Genomic DNA, 21,932 nt, shown 5'->3' with positions numbered 1-21,932 from the left:
TTCAGTCCTTGATGGTGTATTTGATTTCGGTCGGCATGCCGACCGATTGCAGGAAGCGCTCCGTCTGCGGCAGCCAGACGGCCACGCCGTCTCGGCTGGAGCTCATCGTGTGCGCGTCGTGCTTGAACGGGCCGTAGGCCACCAGCTGCGCCTTGCCGCCGGCGCCGGTATAGGCCGCGTACAGGCTGGCGGCCAGCTTGGGGCCGAAATGGGTATCGTTGGCGCCATAGAACCAGATGCTCGGCGTGGTGCTTGCCGCGCCGTAGGCCTTGAAGGCGTCGACCAGCGCGGCCTGCCAGTCGCAGTGCGACTGGCTGTTGACGCCGCCGGCAAAGTTGATCACGCCGCGCACGCCGCTGATGTTGTGACTGCCGGCGGCAAGCGCCGTCAGGCCGCCGTGCGACTGGCCGGCGATGATCACGTGCTCCTGATCGGCCCACGGCTGTTTCATCGCGTATTCCATGGCGAAGTACAGCGAGGTGGCCTGGTCTTCGCCGTTCTCCCGCGCCTTGCAGTGCGAGTTGACGTAGGTGCCGCCCGAGCCGGCGAAGCCCTTGCGCATCGGGATCACGACCGCGTAGCCGCGCTTGACGAACTCGCGGCTGATGACCGGATAACGCGCCCGCTCCTGCCGGTGCGCGTCGCCGCCGTTTTTACCGTGGTTCATGAACAGCACCGGGAACGGGCCGTCGCCTGGCGGCTTGAAGATGGTGGTTTGCAGGCTGATTTCTTCGCGGCCTATCTTGGCCGGAACCGATACGACCTGTTCGTTCATGCGGGCGTCGACAGCAGGCAAGGCGGCGGCCGCCGCACCGGCGCAAACCAGTGCGGCCGGAAGCAGTGCTGCGCCTTGAAGATATCGGTTCCGCATGTCCATCCCTTACATCCGGAACACGCCGAACTTGGTGTCCCCGATTTCGGCGTTCAGCGCGGCGGACAGGCCCAGGCCCAGCACCATGCGCGTATCGGCCGGGTCGATGACGCCGTCGTCCCACAGGCGCGCCGTGGCGTAGTACGGGTGGCCCTGGTGTTCGTATTGATCCTTGATCGGCTGCTTGAACGCCGCTTCTTCCTCCGCCGACCACGAGCCGCCCTTGCCTTCGATGCCGTCGCGCTTGACGGTGGCCAGCACCGATGCCGCCTGGTCGCCGCCCATCACCGAGATGCGGGCGTTCGGCCACATCCACATGAAGCGCGGCGAGAACGCGCGGCCGCACATGCCGTAGTTGCCGGCGCCGAAGCTGCCGCCGATGATGACGGTGAACTTGGGCACGGCGGCGGTGGCGACGGCCGTCACCATCTTGGCGCCGTTGCGGGCGATGCCTTCGTTTTCGTATTTGCGGCCGACCATGAAGCCGGTGATATTTTGCAGGAACACCAGCGGGATCTTGCGCTGCGCGCACAGCTCGATGAAGTGCGCGCCCTTCAGCGCGGACTCGGAGAACAGGATGCCGTTGTTGGCGATGATACCGACCTTCATGCCGAATATGTGGGCGAAGCCGCAGATCAGCGTGGTGCCGTAGCGCGCCTTGAATTCATCGAATTCGCTGCCGTCGACGATGCGCGCGATGACCTCTCTCACGTCGAACGGTTTGCGGGTGTCGACCGGGATCACGCCGTACAGTTCTTCGGTGGCGTATTTCGGCTCCGCGGCTTCGCGCAAGGCGCCCTGCTGCGGCTTGCTGCGGTTCAGGTTGGAGATGATGGTGCGCGCCAGCGACAGCGCATGCAGGTCGTTCTGCGCCAGGTGGTCGGCCACGCCGGACAGGCGGGTGTGGACGTCGCCGCCGCCCAGGTCTTCCGCCGTCACCACCTCGCCGGTGGCGGCCTTCACCAGCGGCGGGCCGCCGAGGAAGATGGTGCCCTGTTCCTTGACGATGATCGATTCGTCGCTCATCGCCGGCACGTAGGCGCCGCCGGCGGTGCAGGATCCCATCACCACGGCGATCTGCGGGATGCCCTTGGCCGACAGGTTGGCCTGGTTGTAGAAGATGCGGCCGAAGTGGTCGCGGTCCGGGAACACGTCGTCCTGGTTCGGCAGGTTGGCGCCGCCCGAATCGACCAGGTAGATGCAGGGCAGGTTGTTCTGGTCGGCGATCTCCTGCGCGCGCAGGTGCTTCTTGACCGTCATCGGGTAGTAGGTGCCGCCCTTGACGGTGGCGTCGTTACAGACGATCACGCACTCCTGGCCGGCCACGCGTCCGATGCCGGTGATGATGCCGGCCGCCGGCGCGGCGTCGGCGCCGTTGGCGTCCTGGTACATGCCGTAGGCGGCCATCTGCGACAGTTCGAGGAAAGGCGTACCGGGATCGAGCAGCATCTGCACGCGGTCGCGCGGCAGCAGCTTGCCGCGGGCGACGTGCTTGGCCGACGCCGCCTCGCCGCCGCCGAGGGCGATCTTGGCGATCTTGTCGCGCAGGTCGTCCACCACGGCCTTCATGGCGGCCGCGTTGGCCTTGAAATCCTCGCTGCGGGGATTGAGTTTGCTTTCGATCTGCGGCATTGCTTTTCCTTTATTGCGCGTGGTCTCGGACGCGTCGTAGTGATTTATTCCGGAAAACTACCGTCAACGTAAAACCAGCGTGCCCCGCCTTCGGCCGGCTCGCGTACAAAATTACTGATCTCGTGCAGGCGCTGCGCCCGGCCATTGATCTTGAACCGCGCGACAAACTCCACCGTATCCCTGGTCGGGTCGGTCTCTTCTGCTTTACGTTGACGTAAACGTAAAGCAGATTTTACCTCAAGTCCCAGCCACTGCAATTTTTCTTCGTTGCTCATAATCGGCTCGGCGGGACGGGTGCTAGCGTGCCAGGTCGCCATCAGGTAGGGCTCGTTGCGCTGGACGTAGGCCGTATAGCGCGAGCGCATCAGCGTTTCAGCCGTCGGCGGGATGGCGCCGCCTTCGATAAACGGGCCGCAGCAGGTGGCGAGGGATGGGCCGCCGCAGGGGCAGGCCACGGACGCGATAGACTTCTTGGACATGTTTTGGGGCGGACTGGCTGGTGGTGCAATCCCGCATTATCCGCCAAATAGCCGCATTCCGCCGGGCTTGCCATTATGCCATGTGTACAAATATTGTTATTTTCACCGGTCTGATACGTACACGTTTTCTGTAACGCTATTACACTAGAGGCGTTAGGAGAATTGAATGAGCCAGACCAGTTTTGAATTCAAGGCGGACGCCAACGACAGTTCGCCGCTGTACATGCAAATTGCCCGTAAATTAAGCGATGATGTACATAACGGCCGCTACCAGGTGGACCAGGCGCTGCCGTCCGAGCGGGCCCTGTCGGAGCTGCTGAACGTGTCGCGGGTCACCGCGCGCAAGGCCATCGACCAGCTGGTGGACCAGGGATTGGTGGTGCGCCGTCGCGGATCGGGTAATTATATTGCGCCGCGCATTGAACAGCCGCTGTCGAACCTGACCAGTTTTTCCGAACAATTGCAGCAGCGCGGCCATATTCCCGGTTCGCGCTGGCTCAAGCGCGCCATCGTCACGCCGACGCCCGAGGAGCAGCTGAGCCTGGGCTTGTCGCCGTATTCCAAGGTCGCGCGGCTGGAGCGCCTGCGCCTGGCCGACGACGTGGTGATGGCGTATGAGGTGTCGGTGCTGCCGCAGACCATCCTCAACGATCCGAACGCGGTGGGTGCGTCGCTGTACCAGTACCTGGAAAGCATAGGCCAGGCACCGGCGCGCGCGCTGCAGCACATCCGCGCGATGAACGCATCGGCCGAGCTGGCCAAACAGCTGGGTGTTCCCGAGGGGCAGGCCGTGCTGTACATTACTCGTATCGCCTATCTGGAATCGGGCGAGGCGATGGAGCTGACCCATTCGTATTGCCACAGCGATCACTATGACTTTGTAGCGGAGATGCGCCGCGCAACCTGAGCCTCCTATGCTGAAAACCGAAACGCCGAGTACGCAGCATGCGCAGCTTGACCTGTATTCGGTTGAGGCTTTGGTGGCAGCGCTGATCGACGACCAGTCGCAGGCGCTGCAGGCGGTGCAGGCCGCCGCCCCGGGCATTGCCGCCGCCGTCGAGGCGATGACGCCGCGCATCGCCGCCGGCGGACGCCTGGTGTATGTCGGCGCCGGTACTTCCGGCCGGCTCGGCATCCTCGACAGCGTCGAGCTGTTCCCCACTTTCTCCTGGCCGCACCAGCGCGCCGTCGCCCTGCTGGCGGGCGGCCTGGGCGCCATGTTCGAGGCGGTCGAGGGCGCCGAGGACGACCGCTCCAAGGGCGCCGCCGATCTGCGCCTGCTGTATCCCGTGTATAACGACGTGGTCTTGCTGATGGCCGCATCCGGCACGACGCCGTATGTGCTGGGCGCGCTGCACGCCGCGCGCACCGTGGGCGCCTTGACGATCGGCATCGCCAACAATGCGGGCACGCCGGTGGTGACCGATGCCGACATCGGCATCGTCCTCGACACGGGGCCCGAGATCATCTCCGGCAGCACGCGCTTGAAGGCGGGCACGGCGCAAAAAATCGTCCTGAACACCTTGTCGAGCGCATTGATGGTGCGGCTGCACAAGGTCTATGGCAACCTGATGGTGGACCTGCACGCGACCAACGCCAAGCTGATCGAACGGGCGGTGCAGTTGACCATGCACGCCACCGGCAGCGACGCCGCCACCGCGCGCGGCATGCTGGAACAATGCCATTTCCAGGTCAAGATCGCCATCGTCGCCCTGCTGAAAAAACTGACGGTCGACCAGGCCCAAACCCTGCTGGACGAAGCCGATGGCGACGTCCGCGCCGCACTCAGGTAGAACATGGACAGAAGAACTTTTCTCGCCGCGCTGGCCGCGGCTGCAACGACATCGATCGCGGACGCCGCGGCGGAGCGGCAGCGCCTCGGCGTGCAGCTCTACACGTTGCGCAACGAGCTGCAGCAGGATTTCGAAGGCAGCTTGCGCAAGGTCGCCGCGATCGGCTACAAGGAAGTGGAGTTCGCAGGCTATTTCGGCCGCTCTCCCGCCGAGGTGCGTAAAGTGCTGGACGCTGCGGGATTGTCCGCGCCGTCGGCCCACGTCGACTACAAGCTGCTGGGCGCCGACTTTCCGAAAACGATAGCCGCCGCGCGGACCATGGGCCACCGGTATCTGGTCGTGGCGTGGATGGACCCGGCCGGCTGGGGCGACCTGGAGACGTGGAAGCGCGCCGCCGACGCTTTCAACAAGGCCGGCGAGATGTGCAGGCAGGCGGGGATGCAGTTCTGCTATCACAACCACCACTTCGAATTCATTGCGGCCGGCGGGCAGCTTCCGTACGAGCTGCTGCTGAAGGAATGCGATCCGCAGCTGGTGAAGATGGAAATGGACCTGTGCTGGATGGCCGCCGCCGGCGCCGATCCGCTGGACTATTTCCGCCGCTACCCCGGCCGCTTCCCGATGGTGCACATGAAGCAGTTGAAGAAAATCCCGCCGCACACGGGCATGCTGCCGTTTGACGCGGCGACGCCGGAGATCACCGAAGTCGGCCCGGGCGTGATCGATTTCCAGAACATCCTGGCACACCGCCGGCAGGCCGGCATCCAGCACTACTTCGTCGAGCACGACGCCGCCAAGTCGCCGTTCGCCAGCATCGAAGCCAGCTACCGCTATCTGCAAGGCATCCAGGCTTGACCGCAAGTTTTTGCCTTGTATCTATTCCGAACCCCGGCGTCTGTATCTATCTCCAAAACGCGGTCGAGCCCACAATCGTCGTATTGACACTACGATGGAATCTCGATGAAAACCAAGTACACCCCGGGCTTTATCTTCGGCGCCGCGCGCGTCGACGCCGCCACCGCGCACGCCGTGCTGGAGCAATGCCAATTCCAGGTCAAGCTGGCGCTGGTCGTGCTGCTCAAGAAGCAGACGATTGAACAGGCCCAGCTGCTGCTGGACCGGGCCAACGGCAACGCTTGCGCCGTCCTCAGGACCTGAGGGGCATGGCATGGAAAACCCGGCCAAAGCCTGGAGCGGCGCGGCTGCCGCAAAATATGCGCGCGGCAGCATCAATTTCTACAATGCGCCTGTCTACGAATATGTGAAGTCGACCGTGGCCGATCGCGAGGCGCAGGATTTGTCGGCGCAGCTCGATTGCCTGCGTTTGGAAAGCACGCCGGCCTATACCTGGAGCGTCACCAATCTGACCAACAGCTACCGGAGCGCCGAGCAGGTGTCGCATGCCGAGCGCGAGGCCATCTTTCTGCGCGCGCTGGAAACCACGGTCATTTTTGACCGCATGGTATCGACGGTGGCCCACAGGATCGCGCTGATGCATACGCGCGGCGCACCGTTGTCGAGCGGCAGCAACAGCTATGTGAGCGTCAACGGCAGCGAGGCAGTACGCGTGAGCACGCTGGTGCCGGCAGTGCCTGCCTATGAAGTGGTGGATGAACAGCGCGCCAATGGAGCGCATCGCCTGGAGCTGGGTACGGCCGGCACAGGGGAGCTGGAATGCTTCCTCAGCGTGGTACAGGCGCGCGGCAAGGACGAGGCCGACCTGACGATCATGCTGACCCAGCAAGCGGGCTACTGGATATTGACCCTGGTGCATCCGACCAAGGGTTCCGCCAGGATTCTACTGAGCCGGGGAAGGACTTCGGTGGGCGGTTCGGTCGCCGTGTCGGCCACGCCGACCCCGCCGCCGCTGCGCGGCGCCAGCGTGACCAGCTTTCGGATGGGCGCCAGCACTACTGTGTGGGGCAACTGAGAATTATTTGGCGGCGCTGGCCATGCCGTCCTGCATGATGATGGCCATGTTGTCGAACATGGCTACCCAGGCCTGGCGGTGCGCGGCATCGAACACGGCGCCGGCCCGGTCGGCGATGGTGTCGATCAGGACGTCGCGCATGACGCTGAAATACGCATGCTTGACCTCGTAGTGATGGTGGCGCACGCCGGAGGCGCGCAGCAACAGCAAAAGCGTGGCGGGCCGGTCCACCAGCTCCACGGTTTCGGCCAGCGTGTGGGTCAGCCGGCCCTGCTGTTCGGTCATGTCGCCGGAGAACAAGCCGATCACGCCCGGCGCGACAGTGAACAAAGCGCGGTAAAAGTCGTTGCCGAAATCACCCGGCGCATCGACCGCGGCCTGCCAGCCGGCCTTGATCATGCCGGCCTGTTCCTCTCCAATGTCCAGCAGCCACAGCTCGGCGGCCTTGACCTGGGCCTTGCTGGGTGCGCGTGACGTGGAGGCGGCGGACGTTTTGGTCATGGGCAAGCTCGTGGTGGATAATAAAGCAACAGCGAAGTATAACCGGGAATGTACAGGCGGCCGGTATGGCATGTTATAACTTGGGTCAAAGCAAATTAGGGTCGACGCGTGGCAAGAACCAAATATCAGGTATTGGCCGATGAACTGGCCGAGGCGATAGGCAGCGGCAAGCTGGCCCCCAACGCACGCCTGCCGTCCGTGCGCGAGTTGATGCAGCAGCATCAACTGAGCCTGGCCACCGTGACCAACGCCTTGCATACGCTGGAGCGGCAGGGTCTGGTCGAGCCGCGCGACAAGTCGGGTTATTTCGTCAAGGCCGTCGCGCAGGACGAGCCGCTGCAGGCAGCCGCCGCGCCTGCGGCGGAGGCGCTGCTGTCCACGCGCAACTGGGGGCCGGCGCAAGACCTGTTTCCCGAGCAGCGCTGGCAAAGCCTGCTGGCGCGGGTGATACGCCGCCATCCCTTCCTGTCGACCCGCTACGCGCAGGGCTTCGGCCATCCGCTGCTGCGCGCCGAGCTGGCCAGGCGCAGCGCCGAGAACGGCTGTTTCCTGAAGGAGGACGAGTTGATCGTCACGCAAGGCGCCACCGAAGCCCTGCTGCTGGCGCTGCGCGCGACCACCGAGGCCGGCGCGCGGGTGCTGGTGCAGGCGCCGGTCGGCGTGCTGTTCGGCCGCCTGCTCGAGACCTTGTCGCTGGTGCCGGTCACCATCACCAGCGGGGTGGACGATCCCGGTTTCCTGCCCGAGGTGCAGGCGGCGCTGGAAGGCGAGGACGCGCCCAAGGTATTCCTGCTGGTGGCCAATTACCATTTCCCGGCCAGCGCGCTGATGCCGCTGATCGTCAAGCGCAACCTGCTGCGGCTGTCGGAGAAACACGATGTGACCATTATCGAGGACGACGTCTACGGCGATTTGCAGCACGAGGGCGCGCGGCCGCTGACGCTGAAGTCGTTCGATCTCAAAGGCAACGTCGTGTACGTCAATTCCTGCTCGAAAACACTGGCGCCGGGCTTGCGCGTCGGTTGGCTGGCCGCCGGCCGCTGGCGTGAACGGGTCGAATACCTGAAAAGCGCGTCGGCCAGCAGCGTCAGCGAGTTGTCGCAGCTGTTGCTGGCCGAGTTTCTGGCCGAGGGCAGCCATGTGCCGCACCTGCGCAAGATCCGCAAGGAATTGAAGAGCCGCAGCGATGAATATATCGCGCTGTTGCAGCTGACGCTGGGCAAGACTGTTAAGCTGGGCCAAGTGGCGGGCGGGTATAGTTTCTGGTTGCCGCTGCCACCCGCTACACCGGCCGACGCGATCCAGTCGCAAATCCGCCTGCACTGGCCGCTGCTGGACGCCCAGGATGCGCCCGATTCGCCGCAGCTGGTGGTGGTGTCGAAAGGCATGTGCATCAACACGTCGATCGCGCTGACGGACCCGCTGCGCCAGTCGCTGATGTCGTTTTGCTTTTATCTGCGCGCGCTGTATTGAGTTAAAAAGGATTTATGGAACAAGCACGCAACCCCTGGGCCTGGGTGCCGAGTATTTCATTCAGCCAGGCCGTGCCGTACGTGGCGGTGATGATGTTGTCGACGGTGATGTACAAGAACCTCGGCATTTCCAATACCGATCTGGCGTTTTACACGGCCTGGCTGTACCTGCCGTGGGTGATCAAGCCCTTGTGGTCGCCCGTCGTCGAGCTGTTCGGCACCAAGCGGCGCTGGATCGTCTTGCTGCAGTTGCTGACCGGCGCGGCGCTGGCGACGGTGGCGCTGACCTTGCACCTGCCGCAGTTTTTCGCCATGAGCCTGGCGGTGCTGTGGCTGATGGCGTTCAGCTCGGCCACCCACGACATCGCGTCCGACGGCTACTACATGCTGGGCTTGCCGACGCAGCGCCAGCAGGCGGCCTTTGTCGGCGTGCGCAGCGCCTTCTACAAGCTGGCGATGATCGCCGGGCAAGGCGGGCTGGTGTACCTGGCCGGCCAGCTGATGCTGTCCAGCGGCGATCCGGCGTTTGCCTGGTCGGTGGTGTTCGGCGTGATGTCGGCGCTGTTCCTGCTGCTGTGCGCATATCACCAGTTCATCCTGCCGCGCCCGGATTCGGACCATCGCGTTGCCGCCGGCGGCGCGCTGTGGGCCGATTTTCTGACCACCTTCCGCAGTTTTTTCCACAAGCCGGGCATCAAGGCCACGCTGGGATTCCTGCTGCTGTACCGCCTCGGCGAAGCGCAGCTGCTGAAAATGGCGGCGCCCTTCCTGCTCGATCCGCGCGCGCAGGGCGGGCTGGGCTTGACGACGTCGCAGTTCGGCCTGGTCTACGGCACCATCGGCGTGTGCGCGCTGGTGCTGGGCGGGCTGGCCGGCGGCCTGGTGATTTCGCGCTTCGGCCTCAAGCGCAGCCTGTGGCCGATGGTGTTCATCATGCACGTGCCGGACCTGGTGTTTGTCTATCTCGCCACCGCGTTGCCGACCAATACCGTGTTGATCTCGGCCTGTCTGGCGGTCGAGCAGTTCGGCTATGGTTTCGGCTTTTCCGCCTTCATGCTGTACATGATCCTGGTGGCCGACGGCGAGCACAAGACCGCGCACTACGCGATCTGTACCGGCTTCATGGCCCTCGGCATGATGTTGCCGGGCATGGTCAGCGGCTGGATACAGCAGCACCTGGGTTATCAAAATTTCTTCATTTGGGCCTGCATTTCGACCCTGCCGGCCTTTGCCATGACCGCGCTGGTGCGCATACCGTCCGAATTCGGCAGGAAATAAGCGGCCGCCGCATTACAATACGGTGCTCAACTGAATCGGGGAATGGTTTTGGTGTTTGGTAAATTCAATGCGAAGAAGCGGCTGACCTTGTCCGCAGGCGTGGCCGGTGTCGTGGCGGCGCTGCTGGAAGCTTGCTCCAGCACACCGACCGCGCCGGCGCCGGACGCTCCCGGCGCGGCGCCGCGCCCGCTCGGCACGCCGCCCGCCGCGCAGCCGGTCGATCCCAACATGCCGCCGCCGGCGCCGCGCGAATTCCGCGCCGCCTGGGTGTCCACCGTCGCCAACATCGATTGGCCCAGCCGCAGCAACCTGACCCAAGCCAAGCAGCAGGCCGAAGCCATCGCCATCCTCGACCGTTCGCGCGCGCTGAACCTGAACGCCATCGTGCTGCAGGTGCGGCCGAGCGCGGATGCGATCTACCCGTCCGAACTGGAGCCGTGGTCCGAATTCCTCACCGGACAGCAGGGCCGCGCGCCGGCGACGGCCTGGGATCCGCTGCAGTTCTGGATCGAGCAGGCCCACGCGCGCGGGCTGGAACTGCATGCCTGGTTCAATCCCTACCGCGCCCGCCACGCGACGGCCAAGTCGCCGCTGGCGCGCAACCACATCGCCAACACCAATCCGGATGCGGTCAAGAGCTACGGCCGCTACCTGTGGATGGATCCGGGCGAGTCCGCCGCGTCGCAGCACACGCTGGACGTGATCCTCGACGTGGTGCGCCGCTACGATATCGACGGCGTCCACATCGACGATTATTTCTATCCATATCCGATCGACGCGGCCGCCAATACGGCCGCGCCGGAAGGCGTGGCGCTGGACGCCGGCGTGGGCCAGAAGCAGGAGCTGGAATTCCCCGACCAGCCGTCGTGGCAACGCTATCTGCTGGGCGGGGGCACGCTGGACCGCTCCGGCTGGCGCCGCCAGAACGTCAACTCGCTGATCGAGGCGCTGTACCTCGGCATCCACAAGGAAAAGAGCTGGGTGCGCTTCGGCATCAGCCCGTTCGGCATCGGCCGCCCGGACCGCCGCCCCGCCGGCATCGTCGGCTTCAGCCAGTACGACAAGCTGTACGCGGACGCCGAACTGTGGCTGGCCAACGGCTGGCTCGACTACCTGGCGCCGCAGCTGTACTGGCCGGTGGAGCAGGCGCCGCAGGCGTTCGGCGTGCTGCTCGACTACTGGCTGGCGCAGAACACCCGCGCCCGCCACGTGTGGCCGGGCTTGTACACCAGCCGCATCGACAACAGCGCCAAGGCGTTCGCGCCGGAAGAAATCGTCAAGCAGATCGGCGTGACGCGCAGCCGCAACGGCGTGCAGGGCCATCTGCATTTCAGCATCGCGGCGCTGATGGAAAACCGCAAGGGCATCAGCGACCAGCTGCGCACGCAGACTTATCAAAGCGCGGCGCTGGCGCCGGCCAGTCCGTGGCTGGGGTCGGAGCTGCCGGCGGCGCCGGGCGCGTCGGCGCGGCGCGAAGGCGGCGGCGTGGCGCTGAAGTTGTCGGCCGGCGGCGGCAAGCCGGTGGCGCATTATGCGATCTGGTCGCGCTACGGCAACGAGTGGCGCTTCGCGGTGGCGCCGGCTTCGCGGCCGGTGATCCTGTTGCCGGACGACGCGGCGGGCGGCACGGCGCAAGCCGTGGTGGTCAGCGCGATCGACCGGCTGGGCAATGAGAGTGAACGTATCAGCGTATTGCGCTGAACTGAGGAGCAAGCATGGACCGTCTCGGGTTGGGCATCGATGCAGGTGGAACGCAGACGCGCTGGGCGCTGGCCGACGCGGCCGGCGGGATCGTGGCCGAGGGTTACGTGGCCGGCCTGTCGGCCACGCAGATGGGCGACACCAAGGGCCGCGACGCGGTGCGCGGCATCTTCTCGATGCTGGCGACGCAGGTGCTGGCCATCGGCCAGCCGCAGCGCGTGTGCGCCGGCCTGACCGGCTTCGACGGCCTGGCCACGCTGCCGGCGCAATGGCTGGCCGAGCTGCTGAGGATTTCGCCGCAAGACGTGGCCTTGCGCAACGACGTGGAAATCGCCTACCTGGACAGCTTTGCGCCGGGCGAAGGCTACCTGGTCTACGCCGGCACCGGCTCGATCGCCGCTTTCATCGATGTGGACGGGACTTTTCATCGGGCCGGCGGGCGCGGCGTGACGCTGGACGACGGCGGCGGCGGCTTCTGGATCGCGCGCGAAGCAATGCGCCACATCTGGCGGCTGGAGGACGAGGAGCCGGGCGTTTGGCGACAGTCGGCGATGGCGCGCGCGGTGTTCGAACAGGTCGGCGGCAGCGACTGGGCCTTGTCGCGCCAGTTCATCTACGGCCAGGACCGGGGCGCGATCGGCACGCTGGCGCTGGCCGTCGCGGCCAGCGCCGACGCCGATCCGGTGGCGCGCGGCATCCTCGAACAGGCCGGCGGCGAACTGGCGCGCATCGGGCTGGCGCTAGTGCGCCGCTATGGTCCGCGTCCGCTGGCGCTGAGCGGACGCGCCGCCAATTTGCATCCGTTGATCGCCCAGGCCATGCGCGCGGCGCTGCCTGACGGCCAGCAACTGCGGCAAAAAGAAGCCCAGGCGCACCACGCGGCCGCGCGTATTGCTCTACACTCCTGATATTGAATCGCTGCCGAGACCGCTTATGATGAAAATCCTCCCGCTCACCGTCTTGTCCACCGCCATGGCCCTGCTGGCAGGCTGCGCCACCGTACCGCCCCCGGGGCCGCGACTGGATAGCTCGCTGACCTCGCGCAGCCAGAGCGACCGCATCAAGTACATCATCATTCACTACACGGTCAGCGACCTGCCGCGCTCGATCAGGACCCTGACCCAGGACGTGGTCAGTTCGCACTACCTGCTGACGGACACCGAACAGCCGTTTTTCTACACGCTGGTGGATGAATCGCGCCAGGCCAATCACGCCGGGCTGAGCAGCTGGGGCATCTACAACCAGCTCAATTCGGCGTCGATCGGCATCGAGATCGTCAATCCGGGCTTCACTGAAACGCCGCAAGGGCGCGTGTATGCGCCGTTCAAGCAGGCGCAGATCGATCAGCTGATCCTGTTGTTGAAGGACATCGTCAAGCGCCACAACATCAAGCCGGAAAACATCCTCGGCCACAACGATATCGCGCCGCAGCGCAAGCAGGATCCGGGGCCGATGTTCCCGTGGAAACAGCTGGCCGACGCGGGCCTGGTCACGTGGCCGGAACCGAGCCGGGTCGCCGCGCGCATGCCGGGCTTCCAGGAGCAGTTGCCGGAAGTGTTGTGGTTCCAGCGCAAGCTGGCCGAGTTCGGCTATGCCGTGCCGCAGACCGGCGAACTGGATGAAGCCACCCGCACCGTCATCACGGTCTTCCAGTCCAAGTATCGCCAGTCGTTGTATGACGGCATGCCGGACGCGGAAACGGCAGCCATCCTCGACGTATTGACCGCGCCGAAGCCGGTGCTGCCTCCGCCACCACCGGCCGCGCCGGTACAGGGCGCGACGCCGGCCGAATAAGCCAGGGAACGCCCGCATGCCAGCCACCCTGACCTGTGAAGAAATCGCCGGCCATCCCGAGTTCCGGCACCTCGACAGCATCGCCGGCATCGCCGTCGACCTGCGCTATGCGACACCGGATAACTTTGTCGGCCGTGATCTTTACACGCCGCTCGATTGCGCCTGGCTGCACAAGGACGCGGCGGCGGCGCTGGAGCGCGTGGTGGCCTGGCTGGCCGAGCGCCGGTCCGATTGCCAGGTGCTGGTGCTGGACGCCTTGCGTCCGCAGCGGGTGCAGGAACAGTTGTGGCAAGCGTTGCAGGGTACCGAGCTGCTGGGCTACATCGCCGATCCCGCGCGCGGTTCCATCCACTCGTTCGGCATGGCGCTGGACCTGACCCTGCTGGACGCCCAAGGCCGCGAGCTCGACATGGGCACCGGCTTCGACGATCTCAGCGAGCGTTCGCATCCGGCGCTGGAAGCCAGGCTGCTGGCCGGCGGCGAGCTGACGCAGCAGCATATAGACAACCGCCGCCTGCTGCGCGACGCCATGTTCCAGGCAGGCTGGGTCGGCATCAACAGCGAGTGGTGGCACTTCGACTGCGGCGACCGCCTGCTGGTGCGCCGCGACTACACCCGCGTCCTCTAGAACCTAGCGGTCCACCATGGCCATGCGCTCCGGGCTGTAGCGCGGACCGGCCACCTGCTTCAGCGCATTGTCCAGCACCGCCATCTCGGTTTCGTCCAGCGTGATTTCCGCCGCGGCCACGTTCTGCTCCAGATAGCTGCGGCGGCGCGTGCCGGGGATGGTCACGATATCGTCGCCCTTGTGCATGGCCCAGGCCAGCGCGATCTGTCCCGGCGTGACCAGGCGATGGTCGGCCAGTTCGCGCACGATGGCGGCGGCCTGCATGTTGCGGTCGAAGTTCTCGCCCTGCAGGCGCGGATCCAGATGGCGGAAATCGCTGGGCGGATACTCTTCCGCGCGCTTGGCGGTGCCGGCGAGGAAGCCGCGCCCCAGCGGGCTGAACGCCACCAGGCCGATGCCCAGTTCGCGCAGCGCCGGCAGCACGTCGGCCTCCAGGTTGCGTTCCCACAGCGAGTATTCGCTTTGCAGCACGCTGATCGGATGCACCGCATGAGCACGGCGGATGTTCGCCACGCCGGCCTCGGACAAGCCCAGGTAGCGCACCTTGCCTTCGCGCACCAACTCGGCCATCACGCCGACCACCTCTTCGATCGGCACGTTCGGGTCGATGCGGTGCTGGTACAGCAGGTCGATGTATTCGGTGTTCAGCCGGCGCAGCGAGCCTTCGACCTTTTCGCGGATGTGCTTGGGATCGCTGGTCACGCCGACGGTCTTGCGGTCGCGGATGTCGAAGCCGAACTTGGTCGCCAGGATCACCTCGCCGCGGCGGCCGGTGAAGGCGCGGCCCAGCAGCGCTTCGTTGTCGTAGGGACCGTATTGCTCGGCAGTGTCGAAGAAATTGACGCCCAGTTCGATCGCCCGATGCAAGGTGGCGACCGCTTCGTTCTGGTCGGCCGGTCCGTAGGTATTGCTCATGCCCATGCAGCCCAAGCCCTGCGCCGAAACCGTCAGTCCCTGCCCGCCTAAAGTGCGTTGTTTCATGATGACTCCTTTCGATTGCGATGAATCCAGTATGCCGACTGCACAAAAAATACACAATCCGCTTAAAATGCAAAGCATTGTTGATGCAGGTGCAACGGTGGAGAGCTTCGATGGAAATGCTGAAAGAGATGGCGATTTTTGCACAGGTGGTCGATAGCGGCGGTTTCTCTGCCGCAGGACGCCAGCTGGAACTGACCACGTCGGCGGTCAGCCGCCATGTGTCGCGGCTTGAGGCGCACATGGGCGGGCGGCTGTTGCAGCGGACGACAAGGTCGCTGTCGCTGACCGAGCTGGGACAGCAGGTGTACGCGGCCTGTTCGCGCATGGTGAGCACGGCGCGCGAGGTGCATGCGCTGGCGGGCAGCTACAGCGCCCGTCCCAACGGCGTGATCCGCGTCAGCGCGCCCATCGTGCTGGGGCAGGTATGGCTGGCGCCCAAGCTGCCCGGTTTTCTTGCGCGCTATCCGGAGGTTAATGTCGAGCTGCAACTGGTGGACCGCAAGATCGACCTGATCGAGGAAGGGGTGGACCTGGCGATCCGCATCGCGACCGAACTGGCGCCGGGGCTGGTGGCGCGTCCGCTGGGGCCGGTGCGTTATGTGCTGGTGGCCACGCCACGCTACTTGCAAGCGCATGGCGAGCCGAAGGTGCCGCAGGAGCTGCCGCTGCATCAATGCAGCTACCTGGGTTACGCCCGTTTCGGCGAGGCCTGGAGCATGCGGCGCCATGGCGAGGCGGTCAACGTGCACGTGCCGTCGCGGCTGACGATCAACAACAGCGGGGCCTTGATGGCGGTGGTGGAAGCGGACGGCGGCATCGGCCTGGTGCCCGATTTCACGGCCCGCGCCGCGCTGGCGCAGCAGCGCGTGCGGCAGGTGTTGCCGGAGTGGGAGTTCGATGCACCGTACGCCGGCACGGTGCACGCGGTCTACATGCCCGGCCCGCACCTAGCGCTGAAGGTGCGGGCGTTCATTGATTATTTGCTTGAGGAAGGATTGCCGGGAGAATAAGCGCCGCCGCCGGAGCGGGCCACCCAGTCGATGACACCGTCGAGCACGGTGCGGCCCGCGCCGTTGGCGACGTGCTCGTCGTTCAGGATGGCGACCACCACGCACAGCTGGTTGTTCGCGTCCGGCACGTAGCCGGCGATGGCGATCACGCCGTTCAGGCTGCCGGTCTTGATGCGCGCGCGCAGCGCGGCGGGGCCGTCTTTCAGGCGCTTGCGCATGGTGCCGTCGGTGGCGGCGATCGGCAGGCTGGACATGAACTCGGGCGTCCACAGGCTGTTCAGTCCCGCTTGCAGCACGCCGGCCAGCTGCGCCGGCGTGGCGCGTTCGATGCGCGACAGGCCGGAGCCGTTGTCGAACACCAGGCCGTTGCCGTCGATGCGGTGGTTTTGCAGCCAGCCGCGGATCGCCGTTTCGGCCCGCATCGGCGTGCTGGCGAGGCTGGCGTCGGCGGCCAGCGGGCGGCTGCCCAGCACGGGATCGGCTTCCAGGCTGCCCAGCGACAGGAACAACGCGCGGGCCAGCGTGTTGTCGGAGAATTTGTTGATGTCGCGTAGCACTTCGGGCAGCGGGCGCGAGAGGTGCTCGGCCAGCAGGCGGGACGCCGTAGCTGGGGTGGCATCCGGCACTGCGGACACCGGGGCGTCGGCCTCGCGCACCTGGCCGCTGATGCTGCCGCCCAGCTTGCGCCAGGTGGCGCGCAGCAGGCGCTCCAGGTAGTCATGGTGATCCAGCACGTCGATGCTGGTCGACTTGATGCAGTCCTTGGGGAAGCTGCCATGCAGTACCACTTCGATCTTGTCGCCGTGGCGGCTGGTGTCCGGCGTGCGCCAGTCCTTTTCCCACGAGGCGCATGGCGCGTCGGTCAGCTTCATCTCCGAGCGGATGCTGACCTTGTCCATCTCCGGCATCATCACCAGCGCCAGCTTGGCGCCGGTCGAGCGCATCTCGACCTTCAGCAGGTTGGTGTTGATCAGCAGCGCATCGGGAATGACGTTGTAGTAGGCCCATGGATACTCGTCGAACGGCGGCTGCCCCACGTCCGGCCGTGCCGGCTGGAACAGCTGGCGGTCGAGTATCACGTCGCCCCTGATCTTCTGGATGCCCTGGTTGCGCAGCGCCTGCAGCATGTGCAGCAGCACGTCCTCGTTCAGGTCCGCGTCGGCGCCGCCGCGCAGGACCAGGTCGCCCTTCAGCACGCCGTCCACCACGTCGGCGCTGGTGCGGAACTCGGTGCGGGCGCGGAAGGCCGGCCCCAGCTGCTCCAGCGCGGTCAGCGTGGTGAACAGCTTCATGGTGGACGCCGGCTGCATGCTCTGCTGCGCGTTGTGGGAGATCAGCGCGGTGTCGCCGCGCAGCACGACGATGCCGGCGCCTTCCGGCGGAATATGCGCCGCCTGCAGCAGGCTGGCGACCTGCTCCGGCAGCTCGGCGGCGTGGACGGCGCCGGCGGCGATCAGCGCGGCGAATAGGAGGCGACGAAACATGGCGATCCTGTTCAATGGAAAAAGAGATAGGAAACGAAGATGGCGGCGATGACGCCGGCGAAATCGGCGATCAGGCCGCACGAGATCGCGTAGCGCGTCTTGCGGATGCCCACCGAGCCGAAGTACAACGCCACGATGTAGAAGGTGGTGTCGGCCGAGCCGTTGAACACGCAGGCCAGGCGGCCGACGAAGGAATCGACGCCGTAGGTGCGCATGGTATCGATCATCATGGCCTTGGCGGCGCTGCCGCTGAGCGGCTTCATCAGCGCGGTCGGCAGCGACGGCACGAAATCGGTGTTGATGCCGAGGTGGCCGAACAGCCAGCTGAAGCCGTCGACGACGAAGGTGAACACGCCGGCGTTGCGGATCACGCTGATCGCCACCAGCATGCCGACCAGGTAGGGAATCACGGTGATCGAGGTCTGCATGCCGCCCTTGGCGCCTTCGATGAAGGCTTCGTAGACGTTCACCTTCCTGCGCAGCGCGCCGATGATGAAGCCGGCGATGACGATCATCAGCACCAGGTTGCTGAACACCTTGGAGACGATTTCGATCTCGGTCTTGCTCAGGTAGTGGGTGAAGTAAAACACCACGCCGGCGATGGCGGCCGTCATGCCGCCAAGCCAGCTCATCACCACGCCGTTAAACAGGTTGATGCGCTGGCGGATGGCGACGACGATGATGCCGGTGACGGTGGCCACGTAGGTCGCGATCATGCAGGGAATGAAGATGTCGGACGGGTCGGCCGCGCCCAGGATGGAGCGCTGCGCCATGATGGCCAGCGGGATCAGGGTCAGGCCGGAGGTGTGCAGCACCAGGAACATGATCTGCGCGTCGGTCGGCTCGTCCTTGCTGGGGTTGAGCGTCTGCAGGCTTTCCATGGCCTTCAGGCCGAACGGCGTGGCGGCGTTGTCCAGGCCCAGCAGGTTGGCCGAGAAGTTCATCACCATGTGGCCGGTGGCCGGATGGTTTTTCGGCACGCCGGGAAAGATGCGCGAGAAGAACGGCGCGATCAGGCGCGCCAGCAGGTCGATGGCGCCGGCCTTCTCGCCGATGTTCATGATGCCCAGCCACAGTGTCATCACGCCGGCCAACGGCAGCGCGATGTCCATCACGCCGGCCTTGGCCGAGTCGAACGTGCCGTCGATGATGCGTTTGAAGATTTCCGTATCGCCCGTCAACAGGAACTGCGCCAGCGCGGCGGCAAAGCCAACCAGGAAGAAGCCGGACCAGATGTAATTGAGCGACATATCTAGAAATTTTCCTGAAAGCAGTAGGGGATTTGCAAAGTATAGCGGGTAAGCAAGCGAAAAAAGCTATAAGCTGCCGCTTTACCGTATGCGATGTGGGATGGACCTTATGCTGAAAAGTTATGCCGCAGCCCCGATGGAGCTGGTGCTGGCGCTGATGCTGGCGCTGGCGGGCGGCCCTACCGCCGCCGCCGCTGCACCGGCAGCCGAGCCTAAAGTCCTGCACGCCTTCCTCAGCACCGGCGAAACCGGCCTCGATCCGGCGGTCGCCTCCGACATCGCCAGCCTGAGCCTGCTGGAAAACCTGTTCGACCCGCTGCTGCGCTACGACTACCTGGCGCGTCCGGTCAAACTGCAGGCCAACACGCTGGCCGCCATGCCAACCGTCGAAGACAATGGGCTGACCTACACCTTCCAGTTGCGCCAGGACGTCTACTTCACGCCGGACCCGGCGTTCAAGGGCGCACGCCGCCAGGTCACCGCGCAGGATTACGTCTACAGCCTGACGCGCCTGTACGATCCGGCGCTGAAATCGCCCTGGCTGTTCCTGTTGGAAGGCAAGATCGCTGGCGATGAGGCGTTGAAGACGCACTTCAGCTACGGCACCGCCATAGCCGGCCTGCGGGCTGTGGACAAATTCACGCTGCGCATCCGCCTCAAGGCCGCTGATCCGAATTTCCTGTTCTACCTGGCGGTGCCGGCCACCGGCGTGGTTGCGCGCGAAGTGATGGAGGCCTACGGCGCGCAGGCCGGCAACCATCCGGTCGGCACCGGTCCGTTCATGATGGGCACGTGGAAGCACAGCGACCAGATCACGCTGCTGGCCAATCGCGACTTCCGTCCGACGATGTATCAGGGCCGGCGCGTGCCGCTGCTGGACCGTGTCGACATCAAGATCGTCGAGGAATACCAGTCGCGCGTGCTGGGCTTCCTGAACGGCGAATTCGATTTCCTCGAACAGTTGCCGGAATCGATGAAAGACCTGGTGCTGACCGCCGACATCAAGCCCACGCTGAAGCCCGAGCTGGCCAAAAAAGGCATGGTGCTGTCACCCTTCGCCGTGCTGCAGACCTACTACATGTGGATGAACATGGAGGATCCGCTGATCGGTGGTTATAGCAAGGAGAAAGTGGCTTTGCGGCGCGCCGTCGCGCTGGGCTACAACAGCGCCGAAGATGTGGCGCTGATGAAGAAGGGCCTGGCGATTCCGGCCGTCACGCCGCTGCCGCCGAACGTGCTGGGTTACGATCCGGCCTACCGCAGTCCGGTGACCTACGACCCGGCGCTGGCCAACGCGCTGCTGGACCGCTACGGCTACCGCAAGGGCGCCGACGGCTTCCGCACCCAGCCGGACGGCAAGCCGCTGACCTTGGTGATGCACAGCGAATCGTCGACCGTGGGCCGCCTGCGCGATGAGCTGTGGCGCAAGAACCTGGGCGCCATCGGCCTGAAGGTGGTGTTCAAGAGCGACAAGAAAACCGAGATCATCAAGGCCTCGCGCCTCGGCTCGGTGATGATGTTTGAAACCAACTGGGTTGCCGATTTTCCCGACGGCGACAATTTCTATCAGCTGCTGTACGGCCCCAACAGCGGCCGCGCCAACTACGCCCGTTTCAACTTGCCTGCCTACAACCAGCGCTACGAACAAACCCGCAGCATGGGCGACTCGCCGCAGCGCACCGCGCTGTACGACGAGTTGGCGCAGATCATCCACGCCTACACGCCTTGGGTGTTGCTGACGCATCCGATTTCGGCCGACCTGCAGCAGCCGTGGCTGAAGAATTACCAGCGCCATCCGGTCGAATTCACCAACTGGCGTTATCTGGACGTAGTCGCACACAGTGCGCGCTGAGCTTTGCGTACAATGGGTGCATGAAACTCATTAATCGCCGGGCGCTGACCCACGTCGTCGCCCATCCGATGGATTTCCTGGTGCAGTGCCTGAAAGGGTTCCGCGCCAATCAGGGCCTGCTGCTGGCGGGCGCGGTGGCCTATTACTCGTTGCTGTCCATCGTCCCGCTGCTGATGCTGGTGGTGGTCGCCCTGTCGCACGTGATCGCCGAGGATGAACTGCTGGCCACCGTGGGCCGCTACCTGAACTGGCTGGTGCCCGGGCAATCCAAGCCCATCGTGGCCGAGGTCGGACACTTCCTCGAGCATCGCGACCTGGTCGGCGGCGTGCTGGTGATCAGCATGATCTTCTTCAGCTCGCTCGCCTTCACCGTGCTGGAAAACGCCATGTGCGTCATTTTCAAGCACCGCGTCGAGATACGGCGGCGGCGTTTCCTGATCTCGGCCATCATGCCCTACTGCTACATCCTGTCGCTGGGCGCCGGCATGCTGCTGGTCACGCTGGTGGCTGGCAGCCTGCAGGTGCTTGGCGAGGAGAGCGTGCAGTTGTTCGGCTACAGCTGGTCGCTGCATGGCGTGTCCGGCGTGCTGCTGTATCTGCTGGGACTGGGCGGCGAGGTGCTGGTGCTGACGTCGATCTACCTGGTGATGCCGGTCGGCCGCCTGTCGCTGTCGCACGCGCTGATCGGCGGCGTGACGGCTGCGCTGCTGTGGGAGCTGGCGCGCCGGGTCCTGGTCTGGTATTTCTCGACGCTGTCGCAGGTGAACGTGGTGTACGGGTCAATGACCACCGCCATCATCGTCATGTTCAGCCTGGAAATCGGCGCCACGCTGCTGCTGTTCGGTGCGCAGGTGATTTCCGAATTCGAGCGGGTCGGCCAGCGCCGCGAAAAGGAGGTGCCGACGCCGATGACCACACAAGCTACAGAAATAAAATAATTTGTGCATCGCACAAAGATCTGTGTTACACTACGCTCGTGGTTGAGGTTTGAAGGGAGTTATCCCGGCAAACAGTCCCACATCCAGGAGGAGCGCGCGGTTCGATATGTGTAAGACCGAACCGCAGTTGACGTGAAACCTGGAGTTGTAATTCCGGATACGATGGTCGATTTACACGTTGGGGGCACCACGCAGATAGCATGGGCGCCCGAGACTCTGGAGTCACTTTGCAGATAGCACTGGACCCCGGCATACGATTAAAGCATTGGTAATACATTGGAACGAAGCCCGCTGAGATGCGGGCTTTTTTTTCGTCTACCTTTTGTCCGCTGCCAAGA

Annotated in this window: 21 protein-coding genes; 14 read left to right on the top strand and 7 right to left on the bottom strand. The window is 64.8% G+C overall.

Translation table 11 applies throughout. The features are described 5' to 3' along the window. Window position 1: 1 nt before the first annotated feature. The 3 genes from ACSQ3S_RS01220 to ACSQ3S_RS01210 are packed head-to-tail and all read right to left on the bottom strand — an operon-like array spanning window position 2 to window position 2,982. Window positions 2–871 (bottom strand): dienelactone hydrolase family protein, encoded by an 870-nt coding sequence (locus tag ACSQ3S_RS01220; protein ID WP_413447473.1) that lies wholly within the window; start codon window positions 869–871, stop codon window positions 2–4. Window positions 872–880: 9 nt separating this feature from the next. After that, window positions 881–2,503, bottom strand: coding sequence for a carboxyl transferase domain-containing protein (locus ACSQ3S_RS01215; protein WP_436141364.1), 1,623 nt, complete (start codon window positions 2,501–2,503; stop codon window positions 881–883). Window positions 2,504–2,547: 44 nt separating this feature from the next. Continuing rightward, a complete protein-coding gene (locus tag ACSQ3S_RS01210) occupies window positions 2,548–2,982 on the bottom strand; it encodes a YchJ family protein (RefSeq protein ID WP_176653316.1) in 435 nt (144 codons plus the stop codon). 166 nt (window positions 2,983–3,148) lie between these two features. Here ACSQ3S_RS01210 and ACSQ3S_RS01205 point away from each other — a divergent pair, with 166 nt between their 5' ends. The 5 genes from ACSQ3S_RS01205 (at window position 3,149) to ACSQ3S_RS01185 (ending at window position 6,705) form a co-directional block, all read left to right on the top strand. Continuing rightward, window positions 3,149–3,889, top strand: coding sequence for a GntR family transcriptional regulator (locus ACSQ3S_RS01205; protein WP_176653317.1), 741 nt, complete (start codon window positions 3,149–3,151; stop codon window positions 3,887–3,889). A gap of 7 nt (window positions 3,890–3,896) precedes the next feature. Further along, window positions 3,897–4,775 (top strand): N-acetylmuramic acid 6-phosphate etherase, encoded by an 879-nt coding sequence (locus ACSQ3S_RS01200; protein ID WP_353401689.1) that lies wholly within the window; start codon window positions 3,897–3,899, stop codon window positions 4,773–4,775. 3 nt (window positions 4,776–4,778) lie between these two features. Then, a complete protein-coding gene (locus ACSQ3S_RS01195) occupies window positions 4,779–5,630 on the top strand; it encodes a sugar phosphate isomerase/epimerase family protein (protein ID WP_436141363.1) in 852 nt (283 codons plus the stop codon). Between the two features lie 105 nt (window positions 5,631–5,735). Further along, window positions 5,736–5,933, top strand: coding sequence for a hypothetical protein (locus ACSQ3S_RS01190; protein ID WP_176653320.1), 198 nt, complete (start codon window positions 5,736–5,738; stop codon window positions 5,931–5,933). A 10-nt stretch (window positions 5,934–5,943) separates the two neighbouring features. Next, the gene (locus ACSQ3S_RS01185; protein ID WP_353401686.1) at window positions 5,944–6,705 is read left to right on the top strand and encodes a hypothetical protein; all 762 of its coding nucleotides are present in this window, start codon (window positions 5,944–5,946) and stop codon (window positions 6,703–6,705) included. A gap of 3 nt (window positions 6,706–6,708) precedes the next feature. Here ACSQ3S_RS01185 and ACSQ3S_RS01180 read toward each other — a convergent pair whose 3' ends face one another. After that, window positions 6,709–7,206, bottom strand: coding sequence for a globin domain-containing protein (locus ACSQ3S_RS01180; protein ID WP_436141362.1), 498 nt, complete (start codon window positions 7,204–7,206; stop codon window positions 6,709–6,711). A 108-nt stretch (window positions 7,207–7,314) separates the two neighbouring features. Between ACSQ3S_RS01180 and ACSQ3S_RS01175 the strand changes: the two genes are divergently transcribed. Genes ACSQ3S_RS01175 through ACSQ3S_RS01150 form a run of 6 tightly spaced genes read left to right on the top strand, consistent with a single transcriptional unit; the run spans window position 7,315 to window position 14,079 of the window. Continuing rightward, entirely contained in the window at window positions 7,315–8,679 is a 1,365-nt protein-coding gene (locus ACSQ3S_RS01175; protein ID WP_436141361.1) for a PLP-dependent aminotransferase family protein, read from the top strand. Between the two features lie 14 nt (window positions 8,680–8,693). Continuing rightward, window positions 8,694–9,956 (top strand): MFS transporter, encoded by a 1,263-nt coding sequence (locus ACSQ3S_RS01170; RefSeq protein ID WP_436141360.1) that lies wholly within the window; start codon window positions 8,694–8,696, stop codon window positions 9,954–9,956. Between the two features lie 42 nt (window positions 9,957–9,998). Further along, window positions 9,999–11,657 (top strand): glycoside hydrolase family 10 protein, encoded by a 1,659-nt coding sequence (locus ACSQ3S_RS01165; RefSeq protein ID WP_436141359.1) that lies wholly within the window; start codon window positions 9,999–10,001, stop codon window positions 11,655–11,657. A gap of 14 nt (window positions 11,658–11,671) precedes the next feature. Next, the gene (locus tag ACSQ3S_RS01160) at window positions 11,672–12,565 is read left to right on the top strand and encodes an N-acetylglucosamine kinase (RefSeq protein WP_436141358.1); all 894 of its coding nucleotides are present in this window, start codon (window positions 11,672–11,674) and stop codon (window positions 12,563–12,565) included. Window positions 12,566–12,593: 28 nt separating this feature from the next. Then, the gene (locus ACSQ3S_RS01155) at window positions 12,594–13,451 is read left to right on the top strand and encodes an N-acetylmuramoyl-L-alanine amidase (protein WP_436144977.1); all 858 of its coding nucleotides are present in this window, start codon (window positions 12,594–12,596) and stop codon (window positions 13,449–13,451) included. 16 nt (window positions 13,452–13,467) lie between these two features. Next, window positions 13,468–14,079: a M15 family metallopeptidase gene (locus ACSQ3S_RS01150; protein ID WP_436141357.1), complete on the top strand. Its 612-nt coding sequence runs from the start codon at window positions 13,468–13,470 to the stop codon at window positions 14,077–14,079. 3 nt (window positions 14,080–14,082) lie between these two features. Here ACSQ3S_RS01150 and ACSQ3S_RS01145 read toward each other — a convergent pair whose 3' ends face one another. Then, window positions 14,083–15,060 (bottom strand): aldo/keto reductase, encoded by a 978-nt coding sequence (locus ACSQ3S_RS01145; RefSeq protein ID WP_436141356.1) that lies wholly within the window; start codon window positions 15,058–15,060, stop codon window positions 14,083–14,085. Window positions 15,061–15,170: 110 nt separating this feature from the next. Between ACSQ3S_RS01145 and ACSQ3S_RS01140 the strand changes: the two genes are divergently transcribed. Continuing rightward, on the top strand, window positions 15,171–16,070 hold the full coding sequence (locus tag ACSQ3S_RS01140; protein WP_436141355.1) for a LysR family transcriptional regulator: 900 nt from the start codon (window positions 15,171–15,173) through the stop codon (window positions 16,068–16,070). On the opposite strand, the gene dacB is transcribed toward ACSQ3S_RS01140, so the two are convergent. Beyond that, window positions 16,037–17,554, bottom strand: coding sequence for a D-alanyl-D-alanine carboxypeptidase/D-alanyl-D-alanine endopeptidase (gene dacB, locus ACSQ3S_RS01135; RefSeq protein ID WP_436141354.1), 1,518 nt, complete (start codon window positions 17,552–17,554; stop codon window positions 16,037–16,039). The two genes, ACSQ3S_RS01140 and dacB, sit on opposite strands and share 34 nt — an antisense overlap. An 11-nt stretch (window positions 17,555–17,565) precedes the next feature. Continuing rightward, window positions 17,566–18,804 carry a nucleoside recognition domain-containing protein gene (locus ACSQ3S_RS01130; RefSeq protein ID WP_413447483.1) on the bottom strand — a complete coding sequence of 413 codons (1,239 nt, stop codon included), beginning with the start codon at window positions 18,802–18,804 and terminating at the stop codon, window positions 17,566–17,568. Window positions 18,805–18,913: 109 nt separating this feature from the next. Between ACSQ3S_RS01130 and ACSQ3S_RS01125 the strand changes: the two genes are divergently transcribed. Together ACSQ3S_RS01125 and ACSQ3S_RS01120 are read left to right on the top strand one after the other, a co-directional pair. Then, window positions 18,914–20,656 carry an ABC transporter substrate-binding protein gene (locus ACSQ3S_RS01125; protein ID WP_436141353.1) on the top strand — a complete coding sequence of 581 codons (1,743 nt, stop codon included), beginning with the start codon at window positions 18,914–18,916 and terminating at the stop codon, window positions 20,654–20,656. A gap of 20 nt (window positions 20,657–20,676) precedes the next feature. After that, on the top strand, window positions 20,677–21,594 hold the full coding sequence (locus ACSQ3S_RS01120; RefSeq protein ID WP_176653332.1) for a YihY/virulence factor BrkB family protein: 918 nt from the start codon (window positions 20,677–20,679) through the stop codon (window positions 21,592–21,594). Window positions 21,595–21,932: the final 338 nt, after the last annotated feature.

This window comes from Duganella sp. LjRoot269, from assembly GCF_964254095.1.
Taxonomy (GTDB): Bacteria; Pseudomonadota; Gammaproteobacteria; order Burkholderiales; family Burkholderiaceae_D; genus Rugamonas; species Rugamonas hordei.
The sequence above is the reverse complement of the archived record's forward strand: the minus strand, read 5'-3'. Positions and strand labels throughout refer to the sequence as shown.